8 protein-coding genes and 1 pseudogene are annotated in these 12,256 nt (G+C 69.5%); 1 reads left to right on the top strand and 8 read right to left on the bottom strand.

Annotated features, from left to right (window positions below):
- The first annotated feature begins 135 nt into the window (after positions 1-135).
- Positions 136-1,563, top strand: a complete 1,428-nt coding sequence (locus tag NS3_RS24680; RefSeq protein WP_067864277.1) for an amidase — start codon at positions 136-138, stop codon at positions 1,561-1,563.
- Between the two features lie 19 nt (positions 1,564-1,582).
- Here NS3_RS24680 and NS3_RS24685 read toward each other — a convergent pair whose 3' ends face one another.
- From NS3_RS24685 to dnaJ, 8 genes and pseudogenes are all read right to left on the bottom strand, one after another.
- Positions 1,583-4,450 carry an ABC transporter substrate-binding protein gene (locus NS3_RS24685; protein ID WP_067864280.1) on the bottom strand — a complete coding sequence of 956 codons (2,868 nt, stop codon included), beginning with the start codon at positions 4,448-4,450 and terminating at the stop codon, positions 1,583-1,585.
- Between the two features lie 151 nt (positions 4,451-4,601).
- On the bottom strand, positions 4,602-5,516 hold the full coding sequence (gene era / locus NS3_RS24690; protein ID WP_067864282.1) for a GTPase Era: 915 nt from the start codon (positions 5,514-5,516) through the stop codon (positions 4,602-4,604).
- A 130-nt stretch (positions 5,517-5,646) separates the two neighbouring features.
- Positions 5,647-5,955, bottom strand: a pseudogene (locus tag NS3_RS24695) (cytidine deaminase-like protein); the annotation flags it as partial.
- Positions 5,952-7,415 (bottom strand): hemolysin family protein, encoded by a 1,464-nt coding sequence (locus NS3_RS24700; protein WP_067864288.1) that lies wholly within the window; start codon positions 7,413-7,415, stop codon positions 5,952-5,954. The gene NS3_RS24700 and the pseudogene NS3_RS24695, both read right to left, overlap by 4 nt.
- On the bottom strand, positions 7,412-7,966 hold the full coding sequence (gene ybeY, locus NS3_RS24705; RefSeq protein ID WP_040795125.1) for an rRNA maturation RNase YbeY: 555 nt from the start codon (positions 7,964-7,966) through the stop codon (positions 7,412-7,414). Before ybeY ends, NS3_RS24700 begins: the two co-directional genes overlap by 4 nt.
- 199 nt (positions 7,967-8,165) lie before the next feature.
- Positions 8,166-10,064 carry a PhoH family protein gene (locus NS3_RS30680; RefSeq protein WP_084495899.1) on the bottom strand — a complete coding sequence of 633 codons (1,899 nt, stop codon included), beginning with the start codon at positions 10,062-10,064 and terminating at the stop codon, positions 8,166-8,168.
- A 216-nt stretch (positions 10,065-10,280) separates the two neighbouring features.
- Complete coding sequence (locus NS3_RS24715) at positions 10,281-11,021, bottom strand: 16S rRNA (uracil(1498)-N(3))-methyltransferase (RefSeq protein WP_067864290.1); 741 nt, start codon at positions 11,019-11,021, stop codon at positions 10,281-10,283.
- A 4-nt stretch (positions 11,022-11,025) separates the two neighbouring features.
- Entirely contained in the window at positions 11,026-12,183 is a 1,158-nt protein-coding gene (dnaJ, locus tag NS3_RS24720; protein WP_067864293.1) for a molecular chaperone DnaJ, read from the bottom strand.
- Positions 12,184-12,256 lie beyond the last annotated feature (73 nt).

Below are 12,256 nucleotides of genomic sequence, written 5' to 3' on the forward strand. Positions count from 1 at the left end.
ATCCATGACGCGGATGTCGACTGGCGACGCCGCAGCCGATGCGGATTGCCCGCCGATTGCGATAACCATGATGGACGACTGACCAGATGAGCGCTACCGTCGGATCTCCGGCGGACGAGGAGAGGGAGCTTTCACATGGCGGTGGCGAATCCCGGAGGCGCGGACGTGGGCGCCGACCTCGGGCTGTCGGAGCTGGCCGCGGCGCTCGCGACGGGCACGGTGAGTTCGGTCGCGGCGGTGGGCGCGGCGCTGGAGCGGATCGAAGCGAGCCAGCCCGGACTCAACGCGTTCCGGGTCGTGCGGCGGGACGCGGCGCTCGCGGAGGCCGCCGAAGCGGATCGGCGGATCGCGGCGGGTGAGCGGCTGCCGCTGCTCGGTGTGCCGATCGCGGTGAAGGACGACACCGATATCGCGGGCGAATCGACGGCGTTCGGCTGCGGGGGCGACTTCCCCGTGGCGACCGAGGACGCGGAGTCGGTGCGGCGGCTGCGGGCGGCGGGGGCGGTGATCGTCGGCAAGACCACCACCTGCGAGCTCGGCCAGTTGCCGTTCACCAGCGGTGCGGCATTCGGGTACACCCGCAATCCGTGGAGTGCCGAGCACACTCCGGGCGGCTCGTCCGGTGGCTCGGCAGCCGCTGTCGCCGCCGGGCTGGTGCCGGCCGCGCTCGGGTCCGACGGGGCGGGATCGGTGCGCATCCCCTCGGCGTGGACGCACCTGGTGGGGATCAAACCGCAGCGCGGGCGCATCTCCACGTGGCCGTCGGCCGAGGCGTTCAACGGGCTCACGGTGAACGGTCCGATCGCGCGCACCGTGGCCGACGCGGCCCTGCTCCTGGACGTTGCGGCCGGTCCGCACGCGGGCGATCTGCATACTCCCGCGCCGATCCGGGTGAGCGAGGCGGTCGGGCGCGATCCGGGAAAGCTCAGAATCGCGCTGTCGCTGAACATTCCGTTCACCGCGACGAAGACCGCGCTCGATCCGGAGGTCGCCGAAGCCGTCCACTCGATCGCCGCCACCCTGCGCGCGCTCGGCCACACGGTCACCGTCGCCGACCTGCACTACGGGCTGCTCATGGGAGCGTCGTTCCTACCGCGCTCGATGGCGGGCATCCGCGATGTGTACCAGCGCATGCCCGGTGCGGTGGTGGACCCGCGCACGGTGGCCAATGCCCGGCTCGGCCGGGTGCTCGGCGGGCCGGTGCTGGCCGCGGCGCGACAGGCCGAGAAGGTGCTGCACCGGCGCATCGGCGGGTTCTTCCGCGACTACGACGTGGTGCTCGCGCCGACCACCGCCACCGCCGCGCCGCGTGTGGAGGAGATCGACGGGATCGGGGTGAACGCGACCAACTCGCTGATCACGGCGGCCTGTCCGTACGCCTGGCCGTGGAATGTGCTCGGTTGGCCGAGTGTGAACGTGCCCGCCGGCTTCACCGCGGGTGGGCTGCCGGTGGGAGCGCAGTTGATGGGGCCGGACTCCTCCGAGCCGCTGCTGGTCTCGCTGGCCGCGCAGGTGGAGGCCGAGCGGCACTGGGAGCGGGAACGGCCACGGGCGTGGTGGTGAGCGCCCGAGGTATCGAGCATCAGGGGGCAGGGGCCGGGGAAGCCGGTCCTTCCCAGTTCTCGAGGCCGCTGCCGGTACCCGTGGGGCATCCGGTGCCGTTCGTGGTGCGGGGGTGGGTCAACAGGCATTGATGCGGTTCCTGCGTGCTCACGGGGTCGATGACCAGGACCGCGAGTGAGGCCGTTTCCGCAGTCCGCCCGGCCGTGAAGTCGAGTCGCCCCGTCGCCCCCGGGTACGAGATCTCGCGCAGCGCGATGGCGATCGCGGCGCGACTGGGCATGCTGCCGTTGAACTTACGCACAGCGCTCATGAGCAGACTGCCCGCGTCGAATCCCAGCCCGAGCCGATCGCCCGCCCAGGACGGCTGGTACGGCTCCGGTTCCTCACGCAGGTCGTCGAGCTCCTTGTCCAGTCCTTGAAGCACCTGCCGGATGGAGTAGCACAGATTCGCCTGCTCTGGCGGCATCGGCCGGCCGCCCACCGAGGTCTCGCCTCTCAGGCACGGCTGCTTGGCGAGGATCAACGGCGCGGCCTTGGCCACGTAGCGGACGGTCAGGTTCGGCGGCAGGCTCTCGGCCGGATCATTGATGATCACGCGGGTGAGCGTGTCGTTGCCGAGGATCGGCGGACCGTCGACGCCAGGGCAGGCGCGGACGACCGCATCGGCGAAGGCGGAGAAGTCGACGTTGCGTCCGGCGTAGAACAACAGCGTCTCCTTGGCCTCCCGATCTTTCGAATTCTCCGGATCGAAATCGGGGCTCCGGCAGGGCAGCTCGATGTCGTTGAGCTCTTTCTGCTCCTTCCAGGTCTCTTCACCGACAGAGAACCCGCCCAGCTCCTCTTTCAGATCATCGATGAGATTCGCGACATAGCGGTCGCCGGGCACTTCCGGGTAGTACAGAACCATCCGTCGATAGCGTTGCCTGCCATCCGGATAGGTCGCGCCTCTGACGTAGTCGGCGACGAGCCGGGCGTGGGTCGCGTTGCTGGGCGATGCCTGGAAGTACAGCGGCGACGCGTTCTTCATCTCGTCGGCCGTCAACGTCGTTGCCATGACGGGAATCCCGAGTTCGCCCAGCCGCGTGATGGCCTGGTGAGTCTGGTCGCTACTGCGGTCCATGCCGACCACACCGAGCACCGTGGGATCGTCATCGAACAGTTCCCGCAGATGGTTGTCCACCACCCATCGGGCCTGGTTCATCTCCGTGCCGCCGTTGGCGATCACCACCCGCAGCAACGGCCCGGTCTCCCGAGGCTTGTTCAGGACCAACTGTTGCTGTGCTGCGAGTCCGGCCAATTCCTCTGCCTGGGCGAGCGGGTAGCGGTCGTGAGGTCGGGGGAAGCTCAGACCGGCGAAGTACACCACGGTCACCAGTCGCCGTTCCGAATCGGCACGGAGTTCATTCTCCGCCTCGGCGTTCAGGCGGAAGATGTGCCGCTGCACAGCGATCAGTTCGGGATCGTCGCCGAACAACTGGCCGGGGCCCGCGCTGTATCCGACACACTCGCCCTCCCGCATGGCCACCGAGACACCCGACGTCCACGGCCAGTGTGAGCACGCCGCTCCGCGCAGCGGCGGCACATACACCAACGCCGCCGCCACCAGCAGGATCACCGGCACCAGCACCGATGCCGCGACGAACCAGCGGCGAGCCGCCAGCGGCGGCGACGGGGGTACGGCGAGGTGGGCGTAGCGGGGATCGCGCAGGCAGCCGTCCAGCGGATCGGGCAGGCGCACCCGCAGCGGCAGGTACCAGGCGTAGGACAGCCGGTTGGTGCGCATGTGGTCGATATTGCGCAACCAGCGCTGCAGCGGGTCCGGCTCCTGACCGGAGGACGGCCGATCGAGGAGACCTTCCAGGGTGTCGAGGTTCGTCAGGTCGCCGATGCGGGCGAGGTCGCGGACCGGCGGGCGAGCGGGCGGGGACTCCAGACAGGCCAGCACGACCAGCGGATCGGAAAGGCCGGTTTCGTTGCGAATGTCGTTGATCCTGGCCAGCAGTCGCGCGCCCGCGCTGTCCGGTGCGACCGGCCCGAGCAGTGCGACCGGGTAGGCCGTGCGCCGCCACCCCGACGGGCGCCAGACGGGGCGGCGGTAGGCATCGCGCAGGTCCTCCAGGAACGCGTGGACGAGCAGCTTGGCGATCTGCTCCTCGTTCTCGTCGCTGCGGCCGGAGGCGGTGAGGCGGGTGGCGAAACCCAGGAAACTGTCGGAGAGTTCGGGGGCAAGGTAGCGCTGGTGCATGAACCAGCGGGTCACCTTGGACATGCCGGGGATGCGGCCGCTGATCCACAGCCACAACCGCAGCACCGGCCACAGGGCGAACACACCGAACACCACGCGCGAGACGATGTCGCCCGCGGCGGCCTCGCTGGCGTCACCCGCGGAAGAGCTGGCGGGCGAGCCACTACGCAGCAGCTTCGGCAGCCGGGCGCGCAGTTCCACCGCCGCTTCGGTCTCGTCGCTGGTCACCCGCTGGCGGGTCAGCCAATCGGCGGTGCGGTACCGGGGGAACCGGATCGGGCCCATCGCGGTGTCATCGGTGGAGAAGCCCTCGACGAGGCGTTGCAGGATCGGCAGGCAATGGCCCTCGATCTCCTCGCCGGTGGCGTTGGGGTCGGGGGCGAGGGCATCCGGGGGCAGGTCGGCGGCCGAGAGATCGACTCGCGCACGCGGAGTCGCGCGCCGGCCGCCGGATTCGCCCAGCCAGCGGTAGATCTCGACGAGCAGCGCGCTGCTCGCGGGCGTGCCGATCAGGCCGATGACGGGCCGCGGTAACGGTCGTCTGCGGCGAATCATCGTGCGCAGCACCCGGGGTCTGGAATCCGGGACGTTCAGCGCTCGCACGAGTTCGAGCAGTTTGCCGATGTCGTTCGCCTCGGACACTCGACGGCCTCCCCCACCTGGTGAAACCGCGGGCCGCATATGAAATTGTGCCCGCGTGTAACCGGCGACTGTACCGCCCCACGGCCCGACCGGCACCCCGATCCACCGGCTCGATCACCGGACGATACTGCGCCGTAACCGTTCCCGCGGGTCAGAAGCCCAGCTTGCCGAGCTGCTTGGGGTCGCGCTGCCAGTCCTTGGCGACCTTCACGTGCAGGTGCAGGTATATCCGCACGCCGAGAATGCTCTCGATCTGTTTGCGGGCGTTGGTACCTACCTCCTTGAGCCGCGCGCCGCCCTTGCCGATGACGATCGCCTTCTGGCTGGGCCGCTCCACATACAGCAGCGCGTGCACGTCGAGCATGTCCTCGTTCTCCTCGCGCGGGAGAACCTCCTCGATCACCACCGCCAGCGAGTGCGGCAGTTCGTCGCGCACGCCCTCGAGCGCGGCTTCGCGGATGAGCTCGGCCATGAGGGTTTCCTCGGGCTCGTCGGTCAGCTCCCCGTCGGGGTAGAAGGCCGGGCCCTCGGGCATCTTCGAGGCGATCACATCGACGAGCACCTCGACCTGCTCGCCCTTGACCGCCGACACCGGAACCACATCGGCCTCCGGGCCCAGCAGTTGCGAGACCGCCATCAGCTGATGGGCGACCTGGTCACGGCTCACCTTGTCGATCTTGGTGACCACGCCGAGCACAGTGGTCTTCGGCGCCATCTGCCGGATCTGCTGCACGATCCAGCGGTCACCGGGACCGATCTTCTCGTCGGCCGGGATGCAGATGGCGATCACGTCGACCTCGGAATAGGTGTCGCGCACGAGATCGTTGAGCCGCTGGCCGAGCAGGGTCCGCGGTCGGTGCAGACCCGGGGTGTCGACCAGGATCAGCTGGGTGTGCTCGCGATGCACGATGCCGCGGATGGTGTGGCGGGTGGTCTGCGGACGCGAGGAGGTGATGGCGATCTTCGCCCCCACCAACGCATTGGTCAGCGTGGACTTGCCGGTGTTGGGCCGGCCGACGAAACAGACGAAACCGGACCGGAATTCGGCCGGGGACTTGTCAGCCACCGTTGGCCTCCGAGCCCGCTGTCGCGGTGTCCGCGAACGGGCCTTCGGCCGCGGTGTCGTCATGCGCACCTTCGGCCGCGGTGTCGTCATGCGCACCTTCGGCCGCGGTGTCGTCGAGGACATCGAACACGATGCCCGCCTGGTCGGCGAAGATGATCCGTGCCGACGGGGACACCTCCCGCACGGCGGAGACGCCCGGGTCGGAGAACCTCGCGCCGATCATCACGGCCGCCTCGAAACCCTCGGCGCCGCTGGAGATCGCGGCCGCCACGGCCGCCTGCAAGGCGCTCAGCCGCAATACCGACAGCGTCACCTCGCCCGCGGCGTAGGTGCGGCCTTCGGTGTCGCGCACCGCCGCGCCCGCGGTCCCGCCGGTGCGGCCGAGCGCGCCGCGCGCCAGCACGTGCAGCTTGCTGTCCTCGGCGTCCAATTCGATCATTGGCTTTCTCCGTCCTCATCGTGTCCCGCGGGGTTCGGCGCGGCGGGCTGATCCCGCTGCGAGCCGTCGCCCTGTGTGCTGCCGTCGCCCCGGGTGCCGCCACTGCCCTGGGTGGTGCTATTTCCCTGAGCGCCGCCACTGCCCTGGGCGCCGTCCTTGCCCTGAGCGCCGTCCTTACCGCGCGCCGACTCCGGCTCGCGTTGCTTCTCGCTCGCTCTGCGCACCATCACCGTGTGCACCCGCATCCGGCCGCGCGCGTCCGGGCCGCCCTCACCACGTAACACCAGCCCGTAGGCCTGCACTTTCGACCCGGGCAGCGGCACACGGCCCAGCTCGTGCGCGAGCAGTCCGCCGACGGTGTCGACGTCCTCGTCCTCGATCTCCATGCCGAACAGCTCACCGAGATCTTCCACCGTCAGCCGCGCCGAGACACGGAAACGGCCGTCACCGAGATCTTCCACCGGCGCGATCTCGTGGGTGTCGTATTCGTCGGCGATCTCGCCCACGATCTCCTCGAGCACGTCCTCGATGGTCACCAGCCCGGCGATGCCGCCGTATTCGTCGACCAGCAGGGCCATGTGGTTGCGGCGGCGCTGCATCTCGTCCAGCAGCGCGTCCAGCGGCTTGGAGTCGGGCATGAACACCGCGGGGCGCATCACCTCGCGAACCCTCACCTTCCGGCTGCGATCGGCGTAGGTCACCAGATCCTTGAGGTAGACCACGCCGAGGATGTCGTCGACGTTCTCACCGATCACCGGGATGCGGGAGTGTCCGCTGCGCACCGCCAGCGACATGGCCTGCGCGGCGGTCTTGGTCGCTTCGATCCACACCATCTCGGTGCGCGGCACCATCACCGCGCGCGCGGGGGTGTCGCCGAGTTCGAACACCGACTGGATCATCCGGCGTTCCTCGTCGGCCACCACGCCGCGCTCCCCCGCCAGCTCCACGACCTCGCGCAACTCGATCTCCGAGGCGAACGGCCCGTTGCGGAACCCCTTACCGGGGGTGATCGCGTTGCCGAGCAGGATCAGCAGCCGCGACAGCGGGCTGAGCACCGCGCCGATGAACTGCAGCGGCAGCGCGGCGGCCAGCGACAGCGAGTATGCGTGCTGGCGACCGAGTGTACGGGGGCCGACGCCGATCACCACGTAGTCCACCAGCACCATGACCGCGGCCGTGACGAGCAGGGCGACGGTGTCGGCCCAGACCTTCATCAGCGCGGCGGCCAGCAGCACGGTGGCGCCGATCTCGGACGAGACCCGCAGCAGCACCATGAGATTCACGTACCGGGCGCGATCGGCGACGATGCGGGTCAGCCGAGCCGCGCCGGGACGTTCGGCGCGCACCATATCCCCCAGGCGCGCGGGCGAGATGGTGTTCAACGCGGAGTCGAGACCGGCGAAGAGCCCGCCGAGCGGCACCAGCAGTACCGCGAGCACTATCAGTACCGGAGCACTCACGCGGGGCCCAGCGCGTCACCCGGCGTCGTGAAACCCGCCTTACCGAGCAGTCGCGCGTCACGCTCGGCGAGTTCGGCCCGGCGCGCCGCTTCCCGCAAGCTCTCGTACCACTCCTCGAGCAGCCTGGCCTGCAGCTCGAACATCTCCTTCTCCTCCTCCGGCTCGGCATGGTCGTAGCCGAGCAGGTGCAGGACGCCGTGCACGGTCAGCAGCGCGAGCTCGTGGTCGAGCGAATGCTCCGCCTTGTGCGCCTGGGCCGCGGCGAACTCCGGGCACAGCACGATGTCGCCGAGCATCGACGGCCCCGGCTCCGGGCTGTCCGGGCGTCCGCCCGGCTCCAGCTCGTCCATCGGGAAGGACATCACGTCGGTAGGGCCGGGCAGATCCATCCACCGCATGTGCAGATCCGCCATGGTGTCGAGATCGACGAGCACCATCGACAGCTCTGCCGCCGGGTGGACGTCCATCCGCGCGATCACGAAGCGCGCGACACTGACCAGATCTTCCTCGGGTACGTCCACGCCCGATTCGTTGGCGATCTCGATGCTCACCTGATCAGGGTATTCGGTGCGGTCGGACACGTCCCGACCGGCTCGCGGCATCGGGCATCCGGATAGACACAACCGTCACGATGGTCACCACTACTGCGGGAATCCGAGCGCTGTCCCGGACGGTTCCTGGTCGGACTTTCCGGCCTGCCCGGACACGCCGAAGCGACCCCGTCCGAAGACAGGGCCGCTTCAGGCGCGGTCAGCGGCGGTCCGAGCGGCCGCCCGCGCGACGCTGGGCGCGATTGCCCGGCATGTGCGGGCCGACCGGGCGGGTCTCGGCCTCGAAGCGCTCGTAGGCGTCGACGATGTCGGAGACCAGGCGGTGACGCACCACGTCGCTGCTGTTGAGTTCGGCGAAATGGATGTCGTCGATCTGGGTGAGGATCTCCGAGGCCGCGCGTAGACCCGATCGGGCGCCGTTGGGCAGATCCACCTGGGTCACGTCGCCGGTCACCACGATCTTCGACCCGAAACCGAGCCGGGTGAGGAACATCTTCATCTGCTCGGCGGTCGTGTTCTGCGCCTCGTCGAGAATGATGAACGAATCGTTGAGGGTGTTGTGTGTGAGCAGGAAGTCCTCGGTCACGTACAGCGCGTCGGGTGCGGCGACCCGGATGCAGACCGCCTCCTCGGTGCCCGCCTCCTCGATGGCGTGGAGGAACCGCATGGGCCTGCCGCCGCCGTGGGCCGCGTACTTCCGCGCCTTGTGGTCGAGGCGGAAGGGCTCGATACCCTCGGGTAGCCGGATGTCGAGGACGTAGGTCTCGCGACGGTTCCCCGTCGTACGGCTCACGGCCGATCGCGTGCGGACGTTGACGATGCCGCCGAGCGACTGGACCAGGAACAGCATGTCGGCGCGCAACCGCGGCGAGGTCGTCGTGTACTGGATCCGGCAGCTGCGGCCGGCCTGCGTGACAGGTCCGGCAGCCGCGTCGAGCAATCCCTGCAGCACGCCCAGGCGGACGGCGCTGTCGTTGAGCAGGTACTCCGCCGGGACGGCCTTCGCGCCCTCGCCGATCGACAAACCGACTGTGTAGGGGTCGGCCGGTACCGGCCGGGTGGCGAATTCGACCGGGGCGCTGAGCAGCGGCAGCTCGTAGCGGTGGTGATGCGCGGCGCGGAGGTTGCCGATCATCTCCTTGGTCTGCAGCACCCGGGGCGGCTTGCCGCGGCGACGGTCGTCGCGGGTGTACACCGACCACAGGTGGTCGCCGGAGGCCAGTGTGGAGGAGCCGTCCTGGGTGGTGACGCGGTAGATCTCCTTGAAGCCCTGCGGGTAGACACCGAGCACCTCGGTCGGGCGGCCGTCGGAGCCGATCACCTGGTCGCCGACCGCGATCTCACCGATGGGCCGGAAACCCGACGGGGTCAGCACCTTGGTGTGCAGCGGCTGCGCACGACCACGCATGTACGCCAGCGGCGCGACCTCGATGACGCCCGCGGCGGTCAGCTTCGGAATCGCCTCCGGGTCCATCATGTCGTGCAGCGCGTCGTAGAGCGGGCGCAGATACGGATCGATCTTCTCGTTGAGCGTGCCGGGCAGGAAGCCGAGGCGTTCACCGGCCTCGACCGCGGGGCGGGTGAGGATGATCCGATTGACCTGCTTGGACTGCAGCGCCTGCACAGCCTTGGCCATCGCCAGATAGGTCTTGCCGGTGCCCGCGGGGCCGATGCCGAAGACGATCGTGTGGGCGTCGATCGCGTCGACGTAGCGCTTCTGATTGAGCGTCTTCGGGCGGATGGTCTTGCCTCGCCGCGACAGGATGTCCAGGCTGAGTACCTCGGCGGGCGACTCGGCCGACCCCGCGGTGAGCATGGAGACGGTGTGCCGGACGGCTTCGGGAGTGATCCCACGATTGCGCCCGGTCAGCGCGACCAACTGCTCGACGACCCGTTCGGCGAGTGCGACGTCGGCGGCCTTGCCGGTGAGGGTGACCGAACTGCCGCGCACATGGATGTCGGCGTCGAGCAGACTCTCGAGTTCGCGCAAGTTCTCATCGGCCGAGCCGAGCAGCGGGAAGACGGATTCGGGGGCGAGTTCGATGCTGGAGCGCACGGTGCGGGCCGCGGGGCCCGAGCTGTTGTCACCTGCACCGATTCCGGTCACGGGGTTGGTCGGCTCGCCGATCTCACCTTGAGTTCGCAAAGGTCGTTACAGCCCGCTTTCCGGTCTCGACAGTACTGCGGTCCGGCCGGTACTACATCCGCCCGGGAGTACATCGGGGGATACCCGCCGACCAGCAAAGTTTAACGCGCCCCACCGACACCCCGACAGTGAATAACCTGGTGCCGCCCGCTCGGCGGCGGTGCGCGGCTACCAGCGCGGGGTCAGCGCTCCCAGCGCGCCGAGCGCCACCGCGGCAGCCGTGGAGGTGCGCAGCACGGTCGGGCCGAGCACGACGATCCGGGCGCCCGCCTCCGACAGCGCCGCCAGTTCGGAGTCGTCCAGGCCGCCTTCGGGGCCGACGATCAGGATCACCCGGCCGACGCCGTCGAAACCGAGGTCGGTGAATCGCCCCGCGCCGGATTCGTGCAGGGCGGCCACGACCGCGCCGTCCGCGTGGGCCGTGCGCACCAATTCGACGAGATCGCGGGTGCGATGCAGATCGGCGACGTCGGGAATGTGGGCGCGCCGGGACTGCCTGGCCGCCGAACGGGCGGCCGCGCGCCACTTCTCGATTCCCTTGGTGGCCTTGCCTTCCCATCTGGCGACGCAACGGACGGACTGCCACGGCACGATCACGTCCGCGCCCGCCTCGGTCATCAGTTCCACCGCGAGTTCGGAGCGGTCGGATTTCGGCAGCGCCTGCACCACGGTCACTTCCGGCGTGGGCCGTGGCGCGGTGGCGCGGTCGAGGACGCGCAAGTGCAGGCGATCGCGGTGGGCTTCGACGACTTCCGAGGCCGCCAGCAGACCGCGGCCGTCGGAGAGGGTGATCGCCTCGCCGACCCTGGTGCGACGCACCGTGGCGGCGTGGCGTCCCTCCGGCCCGTCGAGCACGGCGATCTGCCCGGGCTCGGGGATGTCGTCGAGATAGAAGACCGTGGCGGCCAACGGATCAGCGTCCGCTGAACGACGCCCGCAACCGGGCGAACAGGCCGCTGTTGTGCTCGGACTGGGCCGACATCACCTCGGCGCGGTCGCGGTCGCGCATCGACTTGTACTTGCGCAGCAGATCGGTCTGCTTGCTGTCCAGCTTGGACGGGATGACGATGTCCAGATGCGCGAGCAGATCACCGCGCACGCCCGAGCGCAGCTTGGGCATGCCGTGGCCGCGCAGCACCGACACCTCGCCGGGCTGGGTTCCCGGCGCGATGGACAGTTCGGTGGGGCCGTCGAGAATGGTGTCGATGACGACGGTGGTGCCCAGCGCCGCGTCGACCATCGGGACGCGGACGGTGCAGTGCAGATCGTCGCCGTCGCGGACGAACACGTCGTGCGGCTGTTCGACGATCTCCACATAGAGATCTCCGGGCGGGCCGCCGCCCGGTCCGACCTCGCCCTGGGCGGCCAGCCGCACCCGCATGCCGTTGGCCACACCGGCGGGAATCGGCGCGGCGATCTCGCGACGCGCGCGCACCCGGCCGTCGCCGCCGCACTTACCGCAGGGGTCGGGGATGGTCTCACCCGCGCCGCGGCAGGTCGGGCAGGGCCGGGAGGTGAGCACCTGGCCGAGGAAGGAGCGCTGCACCGACTGCACTTCGCCCGCGCCGCCACAGGTTTCACAGCGGACCGGCTCGGAGTCGCCGTTGGTGCCCGAACCGTGACACAGGTCGCAGAGCACGGCGGTGTCGACGGTGAGGTGCTTGGTGACCCCGACGGCGCATTCGGCCAGGCTCAACCTGGTCCGCAGCAGCGAGTCCGCGCCCGCCTGCACGCGGCCGCGCGGCTTGCGCTGACCGCCGCCGCCCGCACCGCTCATGCCGCCGAAGAACGCCTCGAACACATCACCGAGGCCGCCGAAGCCGGCACCGGAGAACCCGCCGGCGCCGCCGCCGGATTCCATCGGGTCGCCGCCCATGTCGACGATGCGGCGCTTCTCCGGATCGGAGAGCACCTCGTAGGCGGTCGACACGTCCTTGAACTTGGCCTGCGCCGCCTCGTCCGGATTGATGTCCGGGTGGAGTTCGCGCGCCAGCTTCCGGTACGCGCGCTTGATCTCCTGGTCGGTCGCATTGCGCCCGACACCGAGTAGTCCGTAGTAGTCCCGTGCCACGTGAGTTCTCTAGTCCTTGGGTCGCTGTACTCGCACTCGCGCCGCCCCCACCGAACGCAGGAACAGCATCAGT

It is taken from the genome of Nocardia shimofusensis NBRC 100134 (assembly GCF_001613125.1).
GTDB lineage: Bacteria > Actinomycetota > Actinomycetes > Mycobacteriales > Mycobacteriaceae > Nocardia > Nocardia shimofusensis.

Coding starts and splice junctions, on each gene's coding strand:
- NS3_RS24680 (WP_067864277.1), top strand. CDS start 136: ATGGCGGTGGCGAATCCCGGAGGCGCGGACGTGGGCGCCGACCTCGGG.